We start from the raw sequence: 22,412 nt of genomic DNA, 5'->3' as shown, positions 1-22,412 counted from the left end.
CTGGGGTCAGGACCAGGCGGGGTCGCCGCCGGCGCGTTCGCGGTCGGCTTCGGAGCCGACGACACCGGCGGCCTTCAGCTGCGCGATCCGGTCGGGGGTGAGGCCGGCGGCGGTGAGGACGTCGTCGTTGTGCTGGCCGATCTTCGGCGGGACGTGCCGCAGGCGGGCCGGGGTGTCCGAGAGCGCCACGGGCATGCCGACCCACTTGACCGGGCCGACACCGTCCACTTCGGACTCGAGGACGAGGCCGTTGTGGCGCACCTGCGGATCGTCGAACACCGCGTCGTACTCGTGCACGGGCGCCACGAGCACGTCTTCGGCTTCGAAGCGGGCCATGATCTCGGCGCGCGGGAACTTCCGGATGGCATCGGCGAGCAGGCGGTGTGTCTCCTCGGTGTGCTCGCGCAGGCCCTCGATCGTCTGGAACCGCGGGTCGTCGACGTCCGCCGGCTCGAGCCCGCAGGCACGGGCCGAGCGCCGCCACTGCTCGTCGACGTAGAACTCGCCGATGAGCGTGAACCACAGGCCGTCGGCGGCTTCGTAGTAGCCGTAGAGCGCGGTGTTGTGGGCGTGGGCGATGCCGGCGGACGGCCGGTCGAAGCGCTGCCCCGTGTTGAGGTAGGTCGTGCCTTCCTGCAGGTGGCTGGTGATCGCGGCGTTGAGCAGGTTCGAGTCGACGACCTGGCCGCGGCCGGTCTTCTCCCGCGCGGCGAGCGCGATCATCATGCCCTGCGCGAACTGCATGGACGCGAGGTAGTCGACCATGAACGTGCCGACGGGCACCGGGCCCGTCTCCTGGCTGCCGGTCAGCGCCATCAGCCCGCTGATCGACTGGGCGGCCAGATCCTGGCCCCGCCGGTGCACGTACGGTCCGGACAGCCCATAGCCCGACGCGTACGCGACGATGATCCGCGGATTGAGCTCGGACAGTTCGGCCCAGCCGAAGCCGAGCCGGTCCATCACACCGGGGCGGAAGTTGCTGGCGACGATGTCGGCGTCCTTGGCCAGCGCGTAGATGAGGTCCTTGCCTTCCGGCGACTTCACGTCGACGCTGATGCTCTTCTTGTTGCGGTTGGTCGCGGACCAGTGCGGGCTGAACCCGTTCGCCAGGAACGGCGGCTGGAAGCGGCCGATCTCCCCGGCGTCGATCCGCTCGACCTTGATCACCTCGGCTCCGAAGTCGGCCAGGACCTGGGTGGCCGACGGGCCTTGCTCGAGCTGGGTGAAGTCGAGGATGCGGACGCCTTCGAACGCATCGGTCATGAGGACTACGGCCTTTCTGTGGTCTGATCGCGGCCGGTCTTGGCCCGGCCCGTCCTGGTCAAGCCGGTCTTGTCCCGGCGCGGGCGCGGTTTCAGCCCGGCCGGCTCGGGCCGGAACAGGCGCGGCTCCATCAGCCGGGGTTCGCCCCGTAGCACCGGCGTGAAGCCCATCCGGTCCAGCACGTCGCGCTGCAGGTCGACGCCGGGGGCGAGCTCGATGAGCTCCACACCGGCGGGCCCGAGCCGGAACACCGCGCGTTCGGTCACGTAGAGGACCTCCTGGCCCGCCGCGTGCGCGCGTTCGGCGCTGAAGCAGATGTGGGAGACCTCGTCGACGAACTTCGGATAGCGCCCGTCTTTCGTGATGACGAGCTGCCCGTCGGTGATCCCGACTTCCAGCCCGCCGCCGCGCAGGGTGCCGCAGAAGACGATCGTGCGGGCCTTCTGGCTGATGTCGATGAACCCGCCGGGGCCGATGGGACGACCGCCGGCGGCGGCGACGTTGACGTTGCCGTGCCGGTCGACCTCGGCGTAGGCGAGCCCGGCGAAATCGAGCGCGCCGCCGTCGTAGAGGTCGAACTGGCTCGGCATGTCCACGATCGCCGACGGGTTGATCGCGGTGCCCGAATCGAGGCCGACGCCGGGCAGGCCGCCGAAGATCCCCTGCTCGACGGTGAGCGTGAAGCGGTCGAGGAAACCTTCCTCCAGCGCGACGTAGCTGATGCCGTTGGCCATGCCGACGCCGAGGTTGGCCAGGTCTCCTTCGTGCAGTTCGGTCGCCGCGCGGCGCGCGACCACCTTGCGCTGGTCGAACGGCAGCGCCTCGACCTGCGTCGGGCGGTTCGGGAGCGTGCCGGTGCGCCGCGGGTCGGCGACCGTGATCGGCGTCTGGTTCGGGAAGTCGGTGAGCACCACGTGGTCCACCAGCGGCCCGGGGATGCGGACACGGTTCGCCGGGAGCTCGCCGCGGTCGACCAGCCGCTTCACCTCGACCAGCACGAGTCCGCCGCTGTTGTGCGTGGCCTGCGCGATCGCCAGGTTGTCGGCGATCGCGGCTTCGTCGTCCATGCCGATGTTGCCGTCGACGTCGGCCTCGGTGGCACGCAGCAGCGCGACGTCGAGGTCGAACCGCGGGTAGAACAGCCACTCCCGACCGCCGACGGTCACCAGCTCGCTCAGGCCGGTGGTGGTGCGCTCGTTCATCCGGCCCCACTGCTGCCGCGGATCGACGAACGTGCCGAGCCCAATGTCGGTGAACAGCCCGGGCCGGCGCGCGGCGATCTCCCGGTACAGCAAGGAGATCGTGCCCGCGGGCAGGCCGATGGCCTCGACCTCGTTGCGCGCGATCACGCCCTGTTCCCGGGGCGAGAGCACGAAGTGCGAGCCGATGAACCGGCGCACGAGCCCGGGGATCGCGACGTGGTCGACACCACGGCCCTCGTGGTCGCCCAGGCCCATCACGTGCACGACGGTGAGGCCGGCCGGCGAACCGCCGTCCTCCCACCGCCGCTCGAGCGCCGCGAGCAGCGTTTCGGGGACCTGCAACAGGGAGCCGGTGCCGCCGACCGCCACGGTCGCGCCGCCGGGCACGAGCGCGACCGCCTCTTCCGGCGACAGGTGCACGTTGGTGCGGTCCCGCCCGGACGGTGCCGCGTCGAGCGGGATCACAGCATCACGTCCCCACCGCACACGTTCACGCACTCGCCGGTGATGTAGGAAGCGTCGTCGGACGCGAGGAACGCCACCGCCGCGGCCACCTCTTCGGGCCGGCCGATCCGGCCCAGCGGGTTGGTCGACAGCCGGCGCTCCAGCGCTTCGGCCGCGTCCTGGCCGGTGATGCGCCCGACCTGGTCGCTGCCGAAGTCGGACAGTGGTGTGTCGATCCGCCCCGGCGCCACCGCGTTGACCCGGATCCCGCGCGGCGCGAGCTCGGCCGCGAACGACTTCGTCAGGCTCAGCACGGCGGCCTTGGAAGCCGCGTAGTCGGCCGACAAGGCGTTGGGCAGCAGCGCCTGGATGGAGGCGACCGTGACCGCCGCGCCGCCCCCGCGCAGGCACCGCGCGGCCAGCTGCAGGGTGAGCATCGTGCCGCGTGCGTTCACGTCGAGCACGCGGTCCCAATCGGCGACGGTCAGCTCGCTCGCAGGGGCGAACGTCTGGATGCCCGCGTTCGCGACGACCACGTCCAGCCCCTCGCCGACCGCGTCGAACGACGCCGGATCGGCCACGTCCAAGGTACGCACCTCGGCGGTGAACCCCTTGTCCCGCAAGGACTCCACCACGGACTTGGCTCGCACCGCGTCGACGTCGGCCACCACGACTTCGGCGTCTTCGGCCGCGAGCCGCGCGACGATCGCCTGGCCGATGCCCCGGCCGCCACCGGTGACCAGCGCGCGCTTGCCGGCGAACCGCCCGGCCATCAGCCGGCCTGCCCGCTCGCGGTGACGCCGGCCAGCGGCACCTTGGACAGCAGTTCGACCTTCTGTCCCCGCTGGCACAGGCGCCCGTCCTGGTCGACCACCTCGACGTCGAAGGTCACGATGGCCTGGTCCGGCTTGGACTTCGAATCGCGCATCTCGGCGACGGAGTAGTTCACGAAGATCGTGTCGCCGAGGAAGATGGGCGCGACGAACCGCCAGTCCTTGATGCCCAGGAACGCGATCGCGGTGTGGCGCAGCAGCTCCGTGCGCGGCCACATCAGCCCGTGCGCGTACGCCAGCCCCAGCATGCCGTGGGCGATCCGGCGGCCGAACTGGCTGGCCTTGGCGTACACGTCGCTCGTGTGCACCTCGGAGTAGTCCCCGGTGAGCCCGGCGAAGCCGAGGACGTCGGCGTCGGTGATCGTGCGGCCCGGGCTGCGGAACGAGAGACCGACGGACAGGTCCTCGTACAGCAGTCCTTGCCGGGGGATCTCCTTGCTCATGCGTGAGTTCCTTCCTCTGCCCCGACAGCGGTGTGGTCGAGAGCGGTCTTGAGCGAACGGGCGGCCTCGAGCGGCGGCAGCGACCGGACACGGTCACCGAGCACCTCGATCTCGAGCGCGCCCTCGTACCCGGCTTCCCGGGTCAGCTTCACGAAGTCCCCGAGCGGGATCGCGCCCTCGCCCGGCAGTCCCCGCGGCGGCAGGCGGCCCGGCTCGGGCACGACCCAGTCGGCGAGCTGCACGGCGGCGATCCGGTGCCCGGCCCGGCGCAGGCCGGCCGCGAGCCGCGGGTCCCACCACAGGTGGTAGCTGTCGACGGCGAGCCCGACGTGCGGCGAGTCGAACTCTTCGGCGACGTCGACGGCTTGCGCGAGGGTGACCAGCCACGACCGGTCGGCCGCCAGCACGGGGTGGAACGGCTCCAGCGCGATCACGACTCCAGCGCGTTCGGCGGCGGGCAAGGCGAGGTCGAGCGCGGCGTGGAGGTCCGCGCCGGCGGCGCGCGGGTCAGCCGGCCGCGGTGGTCCGGCGATCACGACGAGCACACCCGCACCCAGCTCGGCGGCTTCGCCGATCGCCCGCAGGGTCTCCTCGTGCCCAGCCCGGTCGAGGAACCCGCCGCGGCACAGCGTGTCGACGCGAATACCCGCCTGGGCGGCCGCGTTCGCCGTCGCGCGGGCGCCGCGGTATCCCGGCGCCTGCCGCCACACGGCCAGCGCGTCGAACCCGGCATCGGCCGCGGCGAGCGCGAACTCACCGGTGTCCAGGTGCAGGAAACTCCCCTGGCTCAGCACGGTTTCGGCGGGACGCACACGGGCTCCTTCGACACAGGTGCACCACAAATGGAACGGTCTTCAAGAGTGGAACACCGTTCTGATAATTTGTCAATCAGTCGAAGAACACACTGAGCACCGCCGCGGCAGCGCTCGGCTACGCTGGCCGGACGTCGGTGCTGCGGAGAACGGGGAGCGATGGCAGCAGGAGCATTGTCGCGCGGTCTGGGCGTGGTGCAGAGCATGGTCGGGCACCCGGAGGGCTTGCCCCTGGCTCGCATCGCCGAGGAGCAGGACCTGCCCAAGAGCGCGGCACACCGCATCCTGGTCACCCTCGTTGAAGAAGGGTTCGTGCGCCAGCACGAGCCGTCGGGCAACTACGCGCTCACGTTGAAGATCGTCGGCCTCGGCCTGCGCCACCTGGCCAGCAGCACGATCTTCGAACTCGCCGTGCCCGTGCTGGCCCGGCTCGCCACCGAGTCCGGCCAGCTCGTCCGGCTCGGCCTGGTCGACGGCGAGCAGCTGCTGTGGGTTGCCAAGTCGCAAGGCGCCCGGGCCGGCCTGCGCTACGACCCCGATCCCGACCACGGCTCGGAGATCCCGTTCGCGTCCTCGGCCAGCGGCGTCGCCTGGCTCTCGCAGCTGACCGACGACGAAGCCCTGCGCCTGGTCGCGCGACAGGACTACGACGAGCGCCACCCCGCCGGCCACAACGCACCGACCAGCCTGGCCGAGGTCCAGTCGCGCATCCACGAAGCCCGCGAACGCGGCTGGGCGCACGTCCACGACAGCGTCGAAGAAGGCATCTCCGCGATGGCGACCCCGCTGGTCGACCCCGACACCGGCGCGCCGCTGGGCGTCGTGAGCATCGCCGGCCCGAGCCTGCAGCTGCCGGACTCGCGCATGCGGGAACTCGCGCCCCGCCTGCTCGAAACGGCCGCCGAGCTGTCCGGCCTGGCCGGCAGCCTGTCGCAGGAGATCCGCACCCGCGCCGAACTCGGCGCCCCGAGCTGACCACGCCGCTGTCCCGGTGCCCGCGCCGCGGCGAACACCGGGACAGCGCCGTCACGATTCGCGGCCGGCGGCAGGCACCTCGATCCCGTGCAGGACACCCATCCGCTGGAACTGCTTGTAGATGCGGTCCACGTAGGCGAAGAACTCGGGCGACTCGCCGAGCACGATCGGCCGGGGCCGGGGCAGCTCGACCACGACTTCGTCGACGATCTCCCCCGGACTCGGGCTCATCACGAAGATCCGGTCGGAAAGGCCCACCGCCTCCTCCACCGAATGCGTGATGAACACGACCGTCGGGCGCCGTTCGAGCCACAGCGCTTCCAGATCGGTGCGCACCTGCAGCCGGGTGAGGGCGTCGAGCGCGCCGAACGGCTCGTCCATCAGGATCACCGACGGGTCGTGCACCAGCGTCCGGATGAGCGAGACGCGCTGGCGCATGCCGCCCGAGAGCTGCCGCGGGTACCGCGACTTGGCGTGGGTGAGGCGCAGCTGCTCGAACAGCTCGTCCGAGCGGGCCTTCAGCTTCGCCCGGTCCAGCCCGCGGATCTCGGCCTGCAGCAGCACGTTCTTCTCCGCCGTGCGGAAGTCGAGCAGCAGGTGGTCCTGGAAGGCGATGCCGACGTCGGTGATCGGGCCGTCGACGGGCTCGCCGCCCACGGTGATGGTGCCGGCCGAGCGCTCCAGCAGGCCGGCGACCATGAGCATCAGCGTGCTCTTGCCGCAGCCGGACGGGCCGACGACCGAGACGAACTCGCCCGGGGCGATGTCCATCGACACGGTGCGCACGGCTTCGAAGGGTTTGTCGGTCTCCTCGCCGAAGACCTTGCCGACGCCGTCGACGACGATCGGAGTGCGCGCGGCCCGGATTCCGGGGCCGGCGGACTGCGCGGCGGTCATGATCGGGACCTCCCGGGAGCGGGTGCTGTTCGCGGAGTCATCACGCCGGTCCTCACTTGACGGGGCACGGCTGCAGATCGGCCGGCAGGTAGTCGTAGGTGTAGTACTTGGCCGGGTCGATCCCCTTGGGCAGCAACCCGACCTGCGAGAGGAGGTCCTGCGTCTTGGCCCACTGGGCGGGTTCGGCCTTGCCGAGGAACTTGGCGCCGCCCGCGCACAGCAGGTTGCTGCCGATGATGGCCTTCAGCTCGGCACCGGAGGCCTTGTCCGCCTTGGCACCCCACAGCTTGTTCACGTCCGCGGTCGCCTTGTCCGGGTTCGTGGCGGCGAAGTGCCAGCCCTGCAACGACGCCTTGACGAACGCCTTCACGTCGTTCGCGTGCGACGAGGCCCAGCCCTTGTTCGCGAAGATCGACGTGCTGACCGTGGGCACCCCGTTGGTCGCGAACGGCGCGACGAACAGCTGCCCGGCGTTCTGCTGCTCGAGCTGGACCTGGTAGGCGTCGGTGGACCCGAGGATGGCGTCGACCCGGTGCTGCAGCAGCGATTGGACCAGCGACGTGGGCGCGAGGTTCACCAGGTCGACGTCCTTTGCGGACAGTCCGTTGGCCGAGAGGAACAGCGGCAGCATCGTCGCCTGGGATGACGGGACCGGGGTGCCGACCTTCTTGCCCTTCAGGTCGCTCACCGACCGGATACCGCTGCCGGGGAGGGCGAGGACCGCGTTCGGGTTCGACTGGTACACCGTGGCCAGCACCGACAGCGGCGCCTGCTTGGCGATCAGCTGCGCGGTGGCGGTCGAGTCGGCGTATCCGATCGAAGCCTGCCCGGAGGCGACCATCTGCGCGGTCAGCGACGAGCCGGTGCCGGGCACGATCGTGACGTCGAGGCCGACGGCCTTGTAGTAGCCCTCCTCGAGCGCCGCGGCGAAGCCGGCGTTCGAGCCACCCGGCGGGAAGTTCAGCTGGAAGCTGAGCTTCGTGCCGCCCGAGCCGGCGGACGCGGACCCGGAGCCGTCGGAGGAGCAGGCGACGCCGAGCGTCGCGACACCGACGGCGACACCGGCGGCGAGGGCCTTTCTGAAGGCGGCGTGCATGGGAAGACCTTTCGTTTTCGGGGCGGGGTTTCGGGGAGGCTCGGGCGCCGCGTCAGGTGAGCTTGGCGCGCTGCCACGGGGTCAGCAGGAACTCGATCAGCTCGACGAGGTAGTTCAGCACCACACCGAGCAGGGTCAGCAGCACAAGGACTGCGAAGACTGTCGTGGCGTCAAGGGTGTTGGTGGCTTGCAGCAGCACGTACCCGAGCCCGCTGTTGGACCCCACGAACTCGGCGACGATCGCTGCGGTGGCCGCCATCGTGGCCGACGTCTTGAGCCCGGAGAAGATCACCGGTAGCGCGGCCGGGAACCGCAGGTAGCGGAACGTCTGCCAGCCGCCGGCCCCCATCGACCGCGTCAGGTAGAGCAGCCGGGTGTCCAGGATGGAGAACCCGCTGATGCTGGAGACGAGCAACGGGAAGAACGTCATCAGCACGGTCAGCAGGAGCTTCGAGCTGAAGCCGAGCCCGAGCCACACCACGAACAGCGGCGCGACGGCGACCTTCGGCACGAGCTGCACGAGCATCACCGGCGGGTAGATGATCTGCTTGGCCGCGAGCGACCGGGCGACCAGCAGCCCCAGCGGGATCGCGATCACGATCGAGATGCCGAAGCCGAGCAGGACCTCGGCGATCGTCGTCTGCGCGTTCTCCCACAGGACGGGCCAGCCGGTGAAGATCTGCTCGAACACCGCCCACGGGCTCGGCAGCAGGTAGTTCGGGATGTCCAGCACGGCGACGACCAGCGCCCAGAGCGCGATGATGCCGACGAACGTGGCGATCGGGACGACGCTCCAGATCCGCTGCCGCACGCGCCGGCGGCGCGCGGCGGCCGAGCGTCCGGCGGGCGGCGGCGCTGGTGGCCGGGCGTCCTTCGGCGGGGGCGCGTCCTGTGCTGCCGACAGCGACGAAGACATCCAAACTCCTTTGTTCGACAGGTGCGGGCAAGCCGGCGGCTGCGCTGGCCGCGCGACGGTGTGTGGGGATGGCGGATCAGGTGCGACGCGGGTGCGGGCTGTGCCGTCCGGCTCGCCGTCGGCGAGAAGGCGTTGCACCGCAAGAGCTGCGGGCGCCCCGGGGCCGCGGGTTCCGTCCATTCGGGACGATGGCTTCGTTGCCAGTGATCATCGTCGAGCTCCGGACGGGTCAGGCGAAGTGCTCGCGCACGGTGTCGGCGGGAGTCATCGTCGGCTCCTTTTCGTTCTTCGGGCCCGCTCTCGGGTGGGCCCGGTGTCTCCGCGAGGCCGACAGTGCACCACAAGATGGAACGGTCTTCAAGAGTGGAACACCGTTCTGATACTATGTCAATCGACCGATGACCAACCCGAGTGCGCCCGGCCGCGGTGGCCGGACCCCGGTGCGGCGGAGAGCGGGGAACCATGGCAGCAGGGGCGTTGGCGCGCGGGCTGGGCGTGCTGCAGTGCCTGGTCGGCCACCCGGAGGGCCTGCCACTCGCCCGGATCGCGGAGGCCGTGGACCTGCCCAAGAGCGCGGCCCACCGGATCCTGGTCACCCTGGTCGAGGAGGGGTTCGCCCGGCAGCACGAGCCCACCGGCAACTACGCGCTCACGCTGAAGATCGTCAGCCTGGGCCTCAAACACCTCGCCAGCAGCACGATCTTCGAGCTGGCCGTGCCCGTGCTCGCCCGGCTCGCCACGGAGTCCGGGCAGCTCGTGCGCCTCGGCCTCGTCGACGGCGAGCAGCTGCTGTGGGTCGCCAAGTCCCAGGGCGCCCGGGCCGGCCTGCGCTACGACCCCGACCACGGCTCGGAGGTCCCGTTCGCCTCCACTGCCAGCGGCGTCGCGTGGCTGTCGGGCCTCAGCGACAACGACGCCCTGCGCCTGGTCGCGCGCCAGGACTACGACGAGCGTTACCCCGCCGGCCACAACGCGCCCACCAGCCTCGCCGAGGTCCAGGCCAGGATCCAGGAAGCCCGCGCGAAGGGCTGGGCTCGCGTCCACGACAGCGTCGAGGAGGGCATTTCGGCGATGGCCACTCCCCTGGTCGATCCCGACAACGGAGCACCGCTGGGGGTCGTCAGCATCGCCGGGCCGAGCCTGCAGCTGCCGGACGCACGCATGGAGGAGCTCGCGCCCCGCCTGCTGGAAACGGCCGCGGAATTGTCCGGTCTGGCCGCGAGCCTGTCTCAGGAACTGCGGTCCCGAAACCGCTACGGCGTGGCCGGCTGACCCGCGGTGGACATCATCCACAGTGGACTCAGCGGCAACGCGGGCGTTCAGCCCGCGACCGGCACTCCAGCGGGCTAGCATCGAGGCCCGGCCGCGAGGCCGTCGAGGTCTGGGTGGTGGTGTGCCGTGGGCTCTGGAGAGCGTCAGGAGGGGCCGCAGGCCGCGGCTGCGCACGTGCTGGCCACCGCGCTGCTGGGCCGGGTGGATGACCTGACGGACGAGCTGGTCGGAACCATCAACGACCAGAACCCGGGGTACCGGCAGCTCAACGTCGTGCCCGACGACGATCTGTGGAAGTCGTGCCACGACAACCTCGAGCGGGTGCTGCAGCTCGTCGCCGAGTGCGGCGACGACGCCGTGCGCACGGCGCAGTTCTTCGACGCCGCCCGCACGACCGGGCAACGGCGGGCGCAGCAGCGGCTGCCACTGGACGACCTGCTGCGGTCGTTCCGCATCGGGGGCCGGCTGCTGTGGCAGGCGTTCATCGCCGAGGCCCGCGCCGAGCACGAAGCCGACCCCGATGACCTGCTCGACCTCGCGACCCGGATCTGGGAGCTGGTCGACGCGCTCTCGGCGCAGGTCGCGGCGTCCTACCACGCCGCCGAGCAGACACTGGTCCGCGCCGACGAGCAGCGCCGCGCGGCGCTGTGGGAGGGCCTGCTGCAGGGTCGCGCGTCCGACGCCGCGTTCGCGTACGAAGCAGCGCGGATCCTCCGGCTACCGGTGGAAGGGGCGTACGCCGCGGTCACCGCGCCGGGGCGGCTCGCGACCAGCGAGCTCACCGAAGAGCTCGGCCGCGGCCTCGACGACGCCGGCATCCGCTCGGCGTGGCAGGTGCGCGCCGACGTGCTCGTCGGGCTCGCGGCGCTGCCGGTGTCCGACACCGGGGACCTGACGAAGGTCCTCGGCGCCGTCCGCGGGCCGGTCGGGGTTTCGCTCGTCGTCGACGGGCTCGCCGAGGTGCACACCGCCCACCGGCAGGCTGTCCTCGCGCTGCGGACGGTGCCGCACGGCCACGAAGCCGTCGTGTGCCTGGCCGAGCGGCTGCCCGAGGCGATGCTCCTGAGCTCGCCGGAGCTCACCGCTTCGCTGATGCAGCAGTGGCTGCGCGGGCTGCTGGAGCTGGCCGGCGACGAACGGCGTGTCCTGCTCCAAACCCTCGCAACCTGGGTGGAAACGGGCGGATCGGCCACGCGCGCCGGCCAGCTGCTGCACTGCCACCGCAACACGGTGCTCAACCGGATGCACCGGGTCGAGGTGCTCACCGGGCGCCGCCTCGACAGCGGCGACATCCCCCTTGAGCTGGCTCTTGTCGTGCGCGCGCTGCCCTTCCTCCCACCTCGGCGCACCGCATGAGTGGCGGCGGTTGTGCACCGCGCACAGCCGCGTTACGCCAAAAGTAGGCAGCCAGGTCATGGCGTCGCGGGATGAGGCGTGTAACACTGCGGCGCGCCCCGAACACTCCCCGCGCACTTCTCCGACAACGTCGTTCGAGAGGAACCCGCCGCACATGGCACAGCAGGACCAGTACGCCCGGCCGGCCCCGGACGCGCCCCGGCACTTCGGCCGCCGCCGTTTCCTCGGGTTCGTGCTGGCGGCGCCGACGCTCGCCGTCGCCGCGCAGATCACCCAAGCCTCCCTGGCACCGCAGGAAGCCGACGCGGCCATTCCCACGCTGCCGCAGCCCGAGGACATCTTCGACCTCGGCGATCTGCAGAACCTCGCCGCCGCTCCCACGTCCGGCCTCATCACCGTCCACATCGGTACCGACGGGCGCGCGGCCTTCGCCGTTCCGCGGTGCGAGGTGGGCCAGGGCATGACGACGGCAGTGGCGATGATCGTCGCCGAGGAGCTCGACCTACCGCTTTCGCAGATCGACGTCACACTCGCCGACGCCCGCCCGGAGCTGCTGATGAACCAGCTCACCGGCGGGTCCAACTCGATGCGCAGCATGTACACGCCGATCCGCACCGCGTCCGCGATCGCCCGCGCGCGGCTCGTGGCGGCCGCCGCCGCGAAGTGGGGCGTGCCGGAGTCCGAGCTGCGCACCGCCGACGGCGTGGTCCACCACTCCAGCGGCAAACAGGCGTCATACGGCTCGCTTTCGACGGCCGCGGCCGCCGCGAAGACGGCCACCGCCACGGCGCAGCTCAAGCCGAGCTCGGCGTTCAAGGTCCTCGGCACGGCGCAGAACCGCATCGACGCGCTCGAGGCGGTGACCGGGCGCAAGCAGTACACCCTGGACCTCGACGTCCCTGGCGCACTGCCGACGATGGTCGCGCGCCCGCCCACGATCAACGGCACCCCCCGCTCGATCGACAACGAGTCCGAGGTCAAGGCGATGCCGGGGGTCACCGACATCGCGGCGATCTCGCACGGTGTGGCCGTGCGGGCCGAGACCTTCGGCCAGTGCATCGACGCGATCCGCGCGCTCAAGGTGACCTGGGGCCCGGGCACCGTCGACGGCGAGTCCGACGCGACCGTGCTGAAGAAGCTCAAGGCAGCGCAGCTGCCGCTGGCCGTACCCGGCGTGCTGACCCAGTCGATCGACGCGGAGTTCACGTTCGCCTTCGCCAGTAACAGCCCGCTCGAGACGGGTTCGGCGATCGCCGACGTGCGCGCGGACCGCGCCGAGATCTGGTCGTGCCTCAAGGTGCCGATCGTGGCGCAGGAGCAGATCGCGCAGGCCGTGGGGCTGCCGCAGAGCGCGGTCACCGTGCACGTGACGCAGGGCGGCGGCTCGTTCGGCCGGCACCTGTTCCACGACGCGGCGCTCGAAGCCGCCGAGGCGTCGAAGAAGATGGGCAAAGCGGTCAAGCTCATGTGGTCGCGCACCGACGACTTCCGCCAGGGCCGCGTGCACCCGATGTGCGTGTCGCGCGTCCGCGCCACCTACGCGCTCGGCAACGTGGTGAGCTTCGAGCAGCGCCACACCAGCGTCCAGACGGAGTTCAGCCACGGCCTCGGCGAGATGATCACGTCGACGGCGTCGAAGCTGCCCATCGGGGGCAACCTCAGCTTCGCCGAGTCGATCTTCGAGCTGTCGCAGTCTTCGCCGTACAACTTCGGCGTGACCACCCAGCTGCTCAACGAGATCCCGCTGAAGTTCAACACCGGCAGCATGCGCAACATCTACTCGCCGAACGTGGTCACGGCCGAGGAGCTCGTGGTCGACCAGCTGGCGGCCAAGATGGGCAAGGACCCCGTGCAGTTCCGGCGCGACTTCCTGCGCGATCCCCGGCTGCGCGCGGTCCTCGACAAGGCCGCTCAGGTCGGCGAGTGGGGCCGCAAGATGCCGTCCGGCACGGCCCAGGGCATCGCGCTGCACTCGGAGTACAAGGGCGCTGTCGCGGTGCTGATCGAGATCGACTGCCGGCCCGAAACGGTGAACCGCAAGGTCACCGAAGGGGTCACCGGTCCGCGCGTGACCAAGGCGCTCGTGGTCGTCGACCCCGGCTTCGCGATCAACCCGCGCGGGCTGGAAGCGCAGATGATCGGCGGCCTCAGCGACGGCATCGCGATGTGCCTGACGTCGAGCCTGCACATCAAGGACGGCATCCCGCTGGAAGGCAGCTGGGACAACTACTTCTACACCCGCGAGTGGAACACGCCGCTCGAGACGAAGATCGTCATCATGCCGAACACTTCGGACACTCCCTCCGGCGCCGGCGAGCTCGCGGTCGCACCGTCGTTCGCCGCCGTCGCGTGCGCGTACGCGCGTGCGGTGGGCAAGGTGCCGACCACGTTCCCGATCAACCACGGCACGCTCAGCTTCGAGCCGCTGCCGCTCGAACCCTCCACCCCGCCCTCCCCCGTCGACGGTCTCGACCACGCCTTCTAGGAGTCCCCTGTGCCCCAACACACCTTCAAGCTCAACGGCGAGCAGGTCACCGTGGAGGCCGAAGACACGGAACGGCTCCTGTGGGTGCTGCGTGACCGCCTCGGCGTGAAGGGCCCGAAGTACGGCTGCGGGCTCGACGTCTGCAAGGCCTGCACCAGCCACATCAACGGCAAGGCCTTCAACCCGTGCTCGGTGCCCGTCTCGAAGATCGAGGCGACCGACGAGATCACCACGATCGAAGGACTGCCCGCCACCGTCGGCCAGGACCTGCACCCCATGCAGGAAGCGTGGCTGCAGATGGACGTCGCCCAGTGCGGCTACTGCCAGCCCGGCCAGATCATGGCCGCGGTGGCCAAGGTGCGCCAGGCCCGCGCGGCCGGGCGCGACGTGTCCGACGAGGACCTCGACGAAATCCGCAACATCTGCCGATGCGGCACGTACGCCCGGATCCGCGAGGCGATCGTCGCGGGCGCGAAGAACATGTGACCGGTGTGGGGAGGATCGGCACGGTCCTCCCCACACCTCGGGTTCAGTGGTGGAACAACCTCAGTCCCGTGTGGACGAGCGTGATCCCGTGCTCGCGGCAGGCGGCCTCGACCTCGGGTGAGCGGACGGATCCTCCCGGTTCGGCGACGTAGCGGACCCCGTGCCGGCGTGCGTGGTCGACGTTGTCCCGGAACGGGAGGGCGCCGTCCGAAACGAAGGCGACGCCGTCGAGCGCGGCGAGCCAGCTCGCGCGGTCCTCGGCGGTGAGCTCGCCGGCCGGCTCGGCCAGCGACTCGGCGAGGCGGCGGTTTTCGCCCGGCATCAGGTCACCCTCGGCGAAGCGGATCCGCCAGGTGATGCGGTCTTGGCGGCGGACCTCCGGCCGGAAGGTGAGCGCACGGACGACCGGGTGGCGGCGGAGCCACCACGTGGCGGTCTTGGCTCCGGCGAGCCGCGTGCAGTCCACCCGGGACTGTTGTCCGGCACCGATCCCCAGCGTCGTGCCGCCGCGGACGTAGCAGACCGAATTGGACTGGGTGAAGCGCACGGCCACCAGCCCCAGCACGAGGTCTTCGACGGCGGCGCCCGGCAGCCCGGTGTTCTTCAGCAGTGCCGCGGAGATCGGCGTCCAGTCCCGGTCCTGGGTGAGGCGCAGACCGAACACCTCGCGTTCTTCCCGCTCCGGTGGGACGAACGCCGTATCGGCCTCGAGGATGAGGAATCGCCCGTTCTTCTTGCGGCTGAGCCGCTCGAGCGTCCCGGGTTCGTAGCCCGGCGCGATGATCCCGTCGGACACGACGCCGCTCAGCACCTCGGCGAGCTCTTCGTCGACCGGGTGCGAAACGGCCGCGAAGTCCCCATAGGACGATTTCGGGTCGGCGTCCCGCGCGCGCAGGTACGCGCCGGCAACGGGCCCGACGCCGGAGCGGCTCGTGACCACGTCGTCCACCGGCCCCGCCACGGCCGCACCCGCCGGGGACACGTGCTTGAACGACGCGGCGGCGGGCTTGTCCAGCGCCCGAGCCGCCTGCTGCACGAGCTGCCACGCGCTGAGCGCGTCCAGCACGTTGACGTACGACGGTTCCCCGTGCACAACCCGCAGCGGCCACCGGCCGGGCCTCACGGGCGCGGCCCGGGCCGCCTGGTGCGGGTTGGTGCCGTAGCGCAACTCCACTTCGTGCCCTCCTCAGCGGTTTCGCTGACGGAGGCGCCCAGGCGGTCGACGCTCGCGTCCGGTCACGGCCGCTCCCCGGTGGTCGTCCACCCTCGCCAGTCGCGGCCGGCCCGAGTTTAGCCGCTTATACTCGGCCGATGCCGCAGTACCGGATCTCCGAGGCCGCCAAGCTCCTCGGGATCAGCGACGACACCCTCCGCCGCCAGGTCGACGCCGGCGCCGTCACCGCGACCAAGGACCACGCCGGCCGCTCGGTCATCGAGGGCGCCGAACTCGCCGAACTGGCCCGCCACCAGGCCGAACCGGTGCGCGACCCGTCGCCCGTGCTGCGCTCCGCGCGCAACCGCCTGGTCGGCCTCGTCACCCACATCACCGCCGACACGGTCATGGCCCAGGTCGAAATCCAGTGCGGCCGGGAACGCGTGGTGTCGCTGATGAGCACGGAGGCTGTGCGCGAAATGGGCCTGGTGCCCGGCTCCCTGGCGGTGGCGATCATCAAATCCACGACCGTGGTGGTCGAAACCCCGACTCTCTAGGCGCGGCCTCCACCTCGTCGAGGCCACGGTGACCCGCGTGGAGCCCACCGGGCCCACCGCCGCCATCGAGCGGCGAAAGTCCCACCGCCCGGGGAACTCCGACTCTCCAACGGAGCGGTCCGCGAGTGGCAGTTTCGAGCCGATGACCTCCCGACACGACGAGGCGGGCGTGCCATGGACCAGGGACTCCCCGACACCTTCACCGTCAACACCGCGGTGGCCATGGCCATCCGCGCGCCTTCGGTGCACAACTCCCAGCCCTGGCGCTGGGCCGTCGGCTACCGCACGCTCCACCTCTACGCCGACCCGTCGCGGCAGCTCACGCAGACCGACCCCGACCGGCGCGACCTCCTGATCAGCTGCGGCGCGGCGCTGCACCATGCGCGCATCGGCTTCGCCGCACTGGGCTGGGAGGCCGACGTGCACCACCTGCCCCACCCGGGCGAGCCCGACCACCTCGCCGCGATCGAGTTCCACCGGCGCGAGCCCACGGCCGGCGAGATCGCGCTCGCCGCCGCCATCCCGCGGCGCCGCACCGACCGGCGCCGCCACAGTTCGTGGGACGTCCCGCGCGGCTACCTCGAACCGATCGCCGAGGCCGTCGCCGACGAGGGCGTCGTGCTGCGGATGGCCGAAGGCACCGAGCGCTACTACTTGGCCACAGCGATCGAAGAAGCCTGCCGGCGGCACAACGCCGACCCCGCGTACCGCCTCGAGCTGGCGGCGTGGAGTGGTCGGCGTGCTGCGCCCGACGGAGTGCCCTCGCGCAACACCCCGGCGCCGGACGACACCCCGGGGACGCTCCCGGCCCGGCCGTTCGCCGACCCCGGGCTGACCGAAGCTCCCGGCGCCGCCGGCGAGGACGACGAGACCGTGCTCCTGGTGCTGAGCACCGCGTCCGACGACCTGATGTCCCGGCTGCGCGCCGGGGAAGCCACGAGCGCGGCACTGCTCACGGCCACCGCCTTCGGGCTGGCGTCCTGTCCCCTGACCGAACCGCTCGAGCTGCCGGACGTCCGCCGCACCGTGGAGAAGGAGGTCTGCGCCGGCAGCTTCCCGCAGATGGTCCTGCGCGTCGGCTGGGCGCCGGCGAACGCGGACCCCTTGCCCGCCACGGGGCGCCGCGACCTGGCGGACGTGCTGACGCCGCTCGACACGGCGCCGCTGCCCGGCGGCGCCGGCCGGCGGCACTGACCGGAACGAGAGGTGGGCGAAATGCCTTACTGGCACTACGGAGAAGGAGGCGGCTGGGTCGGACTCGTCCTGGTGATCATCGGGCTGCTGGTCGTGCTCGCCGTCGCCGGGATCCTCGGCACGCTGCTGGTCCGGCGGGCTCCGAAGCCCACTTCGGAGGAAGATCGAGCCCTGGGGATCCTGCGCGAGCGGTTCGCCCGCGGGGAGATCGACCAGGACGAGTACGAACGCCGGCGCGCCGCGCTCGGGCGCTGAACCCCGGTCGGCGGCGACCCCGCGCCGAGCGTGTTCGACGCGGGCCGCACGAAGACCGACGGTCGCGCCGGCGGGGTGTTCGGGTGGTACGACAACGAAGGGAGCCACGCGTGCTGCCGGCAACTCATCGAGCTGGTGTGCTGTGAACCCGCGCGGAGCCGCGCGCACCGGCCGGCGGAGGTGGGCCGACCTGTCCCCCGTCGAGCGGCTGGTCGTGGCGGGCGCTGCGGCAGTGCAGCTCGCCCTGGCCGCGATGGCCTGGTGGGACCTCGCGCACCGGCAGGCGGATCAGGTCCGCGGCCCGAAAGCCCTGTGGGCGGCGATGATCGCCGTCAACTTCGCCGGGCCGCTCGCGTACTTCCGGTGGGGCCGGCTGCGCCACCGCCCCTACCGGCGCCGGGGGTGCCACTGGACCCGCTGACGATCTCCGGCACGAACCTGCCCGCACCCGCCGCACCGGCCGGTCGTGTTCAGTGCGCGGACAGGACAACCGGGTCGAGGCGAGGCGGGTAGGGGCCGTAAGCGTTGTCCCGGGCGCCTTTCGCGCGCAGAGCCGGGATGGCGAACAGGCGGCGCAGGAAGGCGGGTGGTTCGGCGCCACGGCCGCGCGCTCGCGCCCGGGCGGAGCGGCGCTCGACGCGGACCTGCTGGGCCTGGACCTTTTCGATGGCAGGCAGCCGGTCGCGTTGGATGGCGGCCAGGTCATCGGTGGTCGGGGTGCCGTGGCGGAAGGCGGGAACGAGGCGATTGGCCGCGGCGACGGCGTCCTGCACGGCCATGAGGATGCCGTTGCCGCCGACGGGTGAGATGACGTGGGCGGCATCGCCGAGCAGGAGCAGGCCCGGGCGGTACCAGCGGTCCACGCGGGAGATGTCGACCGACAGCAGCGTGGTCTGGGCGAAGTCCGTCAGGAGGTGCACGCGGTCGGCCAGCCACGGCACCCGCGTGCTGACGAAGTCGCGGATCGGTTCGACCCCCCGCTCGCGCAGGCGCGCGTAGTCGCCTTTCGCGACGCTGTAGCCGACCTGCCAGTCACGCACGCCGCCGAGCACGCCGAGGTAGCTCTCCGGTCCGTAGTACAGCTCGAGGTCGGCGCCGGGCGGGTCGGCCGGATCGCGCGGGAGGCGGAACCACAGAATGTCGGTGGTGGCGCCGAGCGATCGCGCGGGGAGGCCGGCCAGGCGGCGCACCGTGGAGAAGCGCCCGTCCGCGCCGACGAGAAGCTCGCAGCCGATTTCCCCGCGCCGGTGCCGGACTCCCGCGACCGCGCCGGTTTCGTCCGTGAGCAGGTCGGTGACCTTCGCACCCATCTCCAGGGAGAACGCCGGCAGCCGGGCCGCCTCGGCGGCGAGGAAGTCGAGGAAACGCACCTGCGGCATCAGGGCGACGTAGTCGAACGGCGTGTCGAGCCGGTCGTACGCCGCGACGCTGAAAGAGGCTTTCGTGGTGTGGAAGCGAAACGAGCGCCCCTTGAAGTGGTCGAGCCGCAGCAGCTCCTGCGCCAGCCCGAGCCGATCGAGCAGTTCCAACGTGTACGGGTGCATTGAATCGCCGCGGAAGTCCCGGTCGAAGTCCTGCCGCGACTCCAGCACCCGCACCTGGACCCCGGCCCTCGCCAGTAGGTACCCGAGGAGCATCCCACCGGGTCCTCCACCGGCGACGACGACGTCCACCACGGTTTCACCTCACTGGACAGTCTAGCCAGTTCGCGAACGCCGGCGAAGGCCGCCGCGGCGCCGTTTTATCCCACTACCGCAGCGCTTCAGCAGCAGCGCTCGCCGCGCCAGGCTTCGCGGCCTTCCTTGACGGCCACGGCCGCGATGACGAGCGCGACGATCGGGTCGGCCCAGGACCAGCCGAACAGCGAGTTGAGCAGCAGCCCGGCGAGCAGGACACCGGACAGGTAAGTGCACAGGAGAGTCTGCTTGGAGTCGGCGACCGCGCTGGCCGACCCGAGTTCGCGGCCGGCACGGCGCTGCGCGTGGGAAAGGACCGGCATCACGAGCAGCGACACGGCCGCGAGCACGATCCCCACGGTCGAGTGCTCGGCGGACTCGGCACCCGCCAAGCTGCGGATCGATGCGACGGTCACGTAGGCGGCCAGCGCGAAGAACGACAGGGCGATCACTTTCAACGCGGCGCGCTCGCGTGCCTCGGGAGCACGCCCGGAAAACTGCCAGGCGACGGCCGCGGCCGACGCGACCTCGATCACCGAGTCCAGCCCGAAGCCGATCAACGCGGTCGAGGACGCGACCGAGCCGGCGCGGATCGCCACGACCGCTTCGATCACGTTGTAGGTGATCGTGCTCGCGACCAGCAGTCGCACCCGGCGCGACAGCACCGCCCGGCGGGCGGCGGCCACCCGTGACGGTGCCTGAGGCGCCGCGCAGCAGCCGTCCGCTTCCCGCGGTACCGGTGCCGGCCCGCAGCACCCGTCCGCGCACTCCGCCGGCTGCGTGGTGGCCCCCGGCCGGTTCAGCGACTCGCGGGAGTCGCTCACCGGGCCGCCTTCGCGGAAGCCGCGACGGGCTCGTCGTTGAGGCACGGTTCTTCGGGGTCGACCGCCAGCACCACGTGCACGAGCTCGCTCAACGCCTTCTGCAGGTGCACGTCGGCCAGTTCGTAGCGCACCTGCCGGCCCTCGTAGGTCGCGACCACGAGCCCGCAGCCGCGCAGGCACGCCAGGTGGTTCGACACGTTCGACCGGGAAAGCCCCAGCTGCTCGGCCAGCCGGCCCGGGTAGTGCACGCCGTCCAGCAGCGCCACCAGGATCCGGCACCGGGTCGGGTCGGCCAGCGCCTTGCCCAGCCGGGCCAGCGCCGCACCCCGCGTCTCACACGTCAGCACGTCCCGAACAGTACAGCCATCGCTGATTTATCAGCAAGGGCTGAACAGTTGACCATTGCGGGTCGGAACCGGTTTTCGAGCCAGCCGGGCTGCTCCGGCGCGGCGGTCGGGGTCGGGCTACCGGCTCTACGACGACGAGTCGGTGCACCGGCTGGAGTTCATCGCCTCGGGCAACACCTCGGCCTGCTCCTGGACGAGATCCTGGAACTCCCCCCGGTCTGGGAACACGCGCTGTGCACCGACGTGCGCGCCCGGCTGCGTCCGATGCCGCTCGCCCGCATCGAGGAGGCCGAACAGCGCGCCGCCGGGCACGCGGCGTTCAGCGAGCGCCTGTGCGAAGCGCTGACCGAGATCGCGGGCCCCCCGCCCGGGGCGCTGCGAACCCGGGTGCGGCTTCCTGCACCGGGAACAACCGGCGACCGACGTCAGCGTGCGCCGGCCAAGCCTGTCCCGATCGCGTGCGCACTGACCGGCAACGACCAGGCCGGGCGCAGCACGCAGTGGCGGGCACTGCTCGCGGGCCCCGAGCGCCGGTCCGTCGACGGCGGGCTGAAGCTCCGGCTCCCCGGCCGTATCGGCGGGCCGCGTGGCCGACCTGGCCGCCGCCGAGCAGGAGTGCTGCGCGTTCTTCACCTTCACGCTGCGGGTGGCCGGCGGCGGGCTGGAGTTCGAGGTCCGCGCGCCGGCCGAAGCAGCCGGCCTGCCGGCCGACGTGTTCGGCACCGCTCCACTGACGTGGCGGTATCCCTGGCTTCCCGAAAGGGTTGTCCGTGCTCGTTCTGCGTTCGATCGGGCTGTTCGTGGTGGCCGTGACCTTCGAAATCGGCGGCACTCGGCTGGTGTGGCGCGGAGATCGCGGACACCGCGGCTGACCCTGGCTCGCCGGCGGGCCCCTCGCGCCGGGCCGCTACGGGGTTCGTCGCGACCGGCAACCCGACGACCAGTACGGCCGCATCCTCGCCGCCTACGGTGGCTTGTTCGTCGCGGGATCCCTTGTGCGGGGCGTGCTCGCCGACGGCTACCGGCCCGACCACTTCGACGTCATCTGCGCGCTCAGCTGCCTCGCCGGAGTCGGCGTGATCATGTCTGCGCCGCGCGGCTGACGGACGCAGCACCTCACCGGGCGGCCTTCGACGTCCGGATTTCGAGTGACGCGACCGAAATCGCCGCCGGCCAGTGGCCGATCCTTGTGCTCACGCCACGTCGCCGGTGTCGACCGGCAGGTCGGCCAGCCGCCACTCCAGCATGCCGTCGTCGAGGCGGATGGCGCGGCGGCCGCGGTCGGTCAGCAGCCGCACCGCGTCGTAGGCCAGCACGCAGAACTCGCCGCGGCAGTACACCACCACCTCCGTGCCCTCGGGCAATTCGGTGATCCGCTCGGCCAGCTCCTCGACCGGGATGCTGACCGCGCCGGGGATGTGGCCGGCGGCGTACTCGTGGACCGGGCGCACGTCCAGCACCACCACCTCACCCGCCGCGGCGCGGACCCGCAGCTGTTCGCGGGTGATCTCGGTGGCGCGCGCCGGATCGGTCCCGGCGCCGTCGACTCCGAGGTAGGCGGCGCGGGCGGGAGGAACCGCGGCCTGGTGCGTGAAAGCGACCGTGCGCAGCAGTGCGAACAGCCGGGCGACGTCGTCGCCGGCGAGCCGGTAGTGCACGCGCACGCCGTCGCGGCGGGTCGCCACGAACCCCGCCTGTTTGAGCGTCTGCAGATGCGCCGACGCGGTGGTGAGGTTGAGCCCGGCCGCCGCCGCGAGCGCGTCCACTGACCGCTCACCCTGCGCGAGCAGGTCCAGCAGCTCCAGCCGGGTGCCGTTGGCCAGCGCCTTGCCGCTGGCCGCGAACGCCTCGTACAGCTCGGCCTTCGCCCGGGACTTCGCGGCTGAATCGACTCCGTCACGCCTGCTCATGCACTATCCTCCATTA

At 71.5% G+C, this 22,412-nt stretch carries 23 protein-coding genes and 1 pseudogene; 10 read left to right on the top strand and 14 right to left on the bottom strand.

The window, feature by feature from the left end; all coding sequences use genetic code 11:
- Positions 1-6: 6 nt before the first annotated feature.
- The 5 genes from I6J71_RS17835 to I6J71_RS17815 are packed head-to-tail and all read right to left on the bottom strand — an operon-like array spanning position 7 to position 4,997.
- A complete protein-coding gene (locus I6J71_RS17835) occupies positions 7-1,263 on the bottom strand; it encodes a CaiB/BaiF CoA-transferase family protein (protein WP_204095728.1) in 1,257 nt (418 codons plus the stop codon).
- Positions 1,264-1,268: 5 nt separating this feature from the next.
- Complete coding sequence (locus I6J71_RS17830; protein ID WP_204095727.1) at positions 1,269-2,930, bottom strand: acyl CoA:acetate/3-ketoacid CoA transferase; 1,662 nt, start codon at positions 2,928-2,930, stop codon at positions 1,269-1,271.
- Complete coding sequence (locus I6J71_RS17825; protein ID WP_204095726.1) at positions 2,927-3,682, bottom strand: SDR family NAD(P)-dependent oxidoreductase; 756 nt, start codon at positions 3,680-3,682, stop codon at positions 2,927-2,929. The genes I6J71_RS17830 and I6J71_RS17825 overlap by 4 nt, the downstream gene beginning before the upstream one ends.
- A complete protein-coding gene (locus I6J71_RS17820; RefSeq protein WP_204095725.1) occupies positions 3,682-4,185 on the bottom strand; it encodes a MaoC/PaaZ C-terminal domain-containing protein in 504 nt (167 codons plus the stop codon). The genes I6J71_RS17825 and I6J71_RS17820 overlap by 1 nt, the downstream gene beginning before the upstream one ends.
- Positions 4,182-4,997, bottom strand: coding sequence for a sugar phosphate isomerase/epimerase (locus I6J71_RS17815; protein WP_204095724.1), 816 nt, complete (start codon positions 4,995-4,997; stop codon positions 4,182-4,184). The genes I6J71_RS17820 and I6J71_RS17815 overlap by 4 nt, the downstream gene beginning before the upstream one ends.
- 159 nt (positions 4,998-5,156) lie before the next feature.
- On the opposite strand from I6J71_RS17815, the gene I6J71_RS17810 reads away from it, so the two are divergent.
- On the top strand, positions 5,157-5,972 hold the full coding sequence (locus I6J71_RS17810) for an IclR family transcriptional regulator (RefSeq protein ID WP_204095723.1): 816 nt from the start codon (positions 5,157-5,159) through the stop codon (positions 5,970-5,972).
- A gap of 51 nt (positions 5,973-6,023) precedes the next feature.
- Here I6J71_RS17810 and I6J71_RS17805 read toward each other — a convergent pair whose 3' ends face one another.
- The 3 genes from I6J71_RS17805 to I6J71_RS17795 are packed head-to-tail and all read right to left on the bottom strand — an operon-like array spanning position 6,024 to position 8,881.
- On the bottom strand, positions 6,024-6,869 hold the full coding sequence (locus tag I6J71_RS17805) for an ABC transporter ATP-binding protein (protein WP_204095722.1): 846 nt from the start codon (positions 6,867-6,869) through the stop codon (positions 6,024-6,026).
- A 52-nt stretch (positions 6,870-6,921) separates the two neighbouring features.
- Positions 6,922-7,965 carry an ABC transporter substrate-binding protein gene (locus tag I6J71_RS17800; protein WP_204095721.1) on the bottom strand — a complete coding sequence of 348 codons (1,044 nt, stop codon included), beginning with the start codon at positions 7,963-7,965 and terminating at the stop codon, positions 6,922-6,924.
- A gap of 52 nt (positions 7,966-8,017) precedes the next feature.
- A complete protein-coding gene (locus I6J71_RS17795; RefSeq protein ID WP_204095720.1) occupies positions 8,018-8,881 on the bottom strand; it encodes an ABC transporter permease in 864 nt (287 codons plus the stop codon).
- Positions 8,882-9,343: 462 nt separating this feature from the next.
- Between I6J71_RS17795 and I6J71_RS17790 the strand changes: the two genes are divergently transcribed.
- The 4 genes from I6J71_RS17790 (at position 9,344) to I6J71_RS17775 (ending at position 14,480) form a co-directional block, all read left to right on the top strand.
- Entirely contained in the window at positions 9,344-10,153 is an 810-nt protein-coding gene (locus I6J71_RS17790; protein WP_204095719.1) for an IclR family transcriptional regulator, read from the top strand.
- A 126-nt stretch (positions 10,154-10,279) separates the two neighbouring features.
- Positions 10,280-11,509 (top strand): CdaR family transcriptional regulator, encoded by a 1,230-nt coding sequence (locus tag I6J71_RS17785; protein ID WP_204095718.1) that lies wholly within the window; start codon positions 10,280-10,282, stop codon positions 11,507-11,509.
- A 154-nt stretch (positions 11,510-11,663) separates the two neighbouring features.
- Positions 11,664-13,994, top strand: a complete 2,331-nt coding sequence (locus I6J71_RS17780) for a molybdopterin cofactor-binding domain-containing protein (protein ID WP_204095717.1) — start codon at positions 11,664-11,666, stop codon at positions 13,992-13,994.
- 9 nt (positions 13,995-14,003) lie between these two features.
- Positions 14,004-14,480, top strand: a complete 477-nt coding sequence (locus tag I6J71_RS17775) for a (2Fe-2S)-binding protein (protein ID WP_204095716.1) — start codon at positions 14,004-14,006, stop codon at positions 14,478-14,480.
- Between the two features lie 43 nt (positions 14,481-14,523).
- On the opposite strand, the gene I6J71_RS17770 is transcribed toward I6J71_RS17775, so the two are convergent.
- Positions 14,524-15,654 carry a phosphoribosylaminoimidazolecarboxamide formyltransferase gene (locus tag I6J71_RS17770; protein ID WP_204095715.1) on the bottom strand — a complete coding sequence of 377 codons (1,131 nt, stop codon included), beginning with the start codon at positions 15,652-15,654 and terminating at the stop codon, positions 14,524-14,526.
- Between the two features lie 137 nt (positions 15,655-15,791).
- Between I6J71_RS17770 and I6J71_RS17765 the strand changes: the two genes are divergently transcribed.
- The 4 genes from I6J71_RS17765 (at position 15,792) to I6J71_RS17750 (ending at position 18,060) form a co-directional block, all read left to right on the top strand.
- Positions 15,792-16,190 carry a molybdopterin-binding protein gene (locus tag I6J71_RS17765; RefSeq protein ID WP_204095714.1) on the top strand — a complete coding sequence of 133 codons (399 nt, stop codon included), beginning with the start codon at positions 15,792-15,794 and terminating at the stop codon, positions 16,188-16,190.
- 174 nt (positions 16,191-16,364) lie between these two features.
- On the top strand, positions 16,365-17,384 hold the full coding sequence (locus tag I6J71_RS17760; RefSeq protein ID WP_204095713.1) for an NAD(P)H nitroreductase: 1,020 nt from the start codon (positions 16,365-16,367) through the stop codon (positions 17,382-17,384).
- A 21-nt stretch (positions 17,385-17,405) separates the two neighbouring features.
- Positions 17,406-17,639 (top strand): SHOCT domain-containing protein, encoded by a 234-nt coding sequence (locus I6J71_RS17755; protein WP_204095712.1) that lies wholly within the window; start codon positions 17,406-17,408, stop codon positions 17,637-17,639.
- Between the two features lie 142 nt (positions 17,640-17,781).
- Positions 17,782-18,060: a PLDc N-terminal domain-containing protein gene (locus tag I6J71_RS17750; RefSeq protein ID WP_204095711.1), complete on the top strand. Its 279-nt coding sequence runs from the start codon at positions 17,782-17,784 to the stop codon at positions 18,058-18,060.
- Positions 18,061-18,109: 49 nt separating this feature from the next.
- Here I6J71_RS17750 and I6J71_RS17745 read toward each other — a convergent pair whose 3' ends face one another.
- From I6J71_RS17745 to I6J71_RS17730, 4 genes are all read right to left on the bottom strand, one after another.
- Entirely contained in the window at positions 18,110-19,315 is a 1,206-nt protein-coding gene (locus tag I6J71_RS17745; protein ID WP_239154972.1) for an FAD-dependent oxidoreductase, read from the bottom strand.
- Between the two features lie 86 nt (positions 19,316-19,401).
- Positions 19,402-20,001 carry a cation transporter gene (locus tag I6J71_RS17740; RefSeq protein WP_204097115.1) on the bottom strand — a complete coding sequence of 200 codons (600 nt, stop codon included), beginning with the start codon at positions 19,999-20,001 and terminating at the stop codon, positions 19,402-19,404.
- Between the two features lie 134 nt (positions 20,002-20,135).
- The gene (locus I6J71_RS17735) at positions 20,136-20,486 is read right to left on the bottom strand and encodes a helix-turn-helix transcriptional regulator (RefSeq protein ID WP_204095710.1); all 351 of its coding nucleotides are present in this window, start codon (positions 20,484-20,486) and stop codon (positions 20,136-20,138) included.
- 126 nt (positions 20,487-20,612) lie between these two features.
- Positions 20,613-21,209: a hypothetical protein gene (locus tag I6J71_RS17730; RefSeq protein ID WP_204095709.1), complete on the bottom strand. Its 597-nt coding sequence runs from the start codon at positions 21,207-21,209 to the stop codon at positions 20,613-20,615.
- Between the two features lie 47 nt (positions 21,210-21,256).
- On the opposite strand from I6J71_RS17730, the pseudogene I6J71_RS17725 reads away from it, so the two are divergent.
- Positions 21,257-21,589, top strand: a pseudogene (locus I6J71_RS17725) (YnfA family protein).
- Positions 21,590-21,679: 90 nt separating this feature from the next.
- On the opposite strand, the gene I6J71_RS17720 reads toward I6J71_RS17725, so the two are convergent.
- Complete coding sequence (locus I6J71_RS17720) at positions 21,680-22,396, bottom strand: metalloregulator ArsR/SmtB family transcription factor (RefSeq protein WP_204095708.1); 717 nt, start codon at positions 22,394-22,396, stop codon at positions 21,680-21,682.
- Positions 22,397-22,412: the final 16 nt, after the last annotated feature.

The sequence above is a fragment of the Amycolatopsis sp. FDAARGOS 1241 genome, assembly GCF_016889705.1.
GTDB lineage: Bacteria > Actinomycetota > Actinomycetes > Mycobacteriales > Pseudonocardiaceae > Amycolatopsis.
Note: the sequence above shows the minus strand (reverse complement) of the source record. Positions and strands in the feature narration are given on the sequence as shown.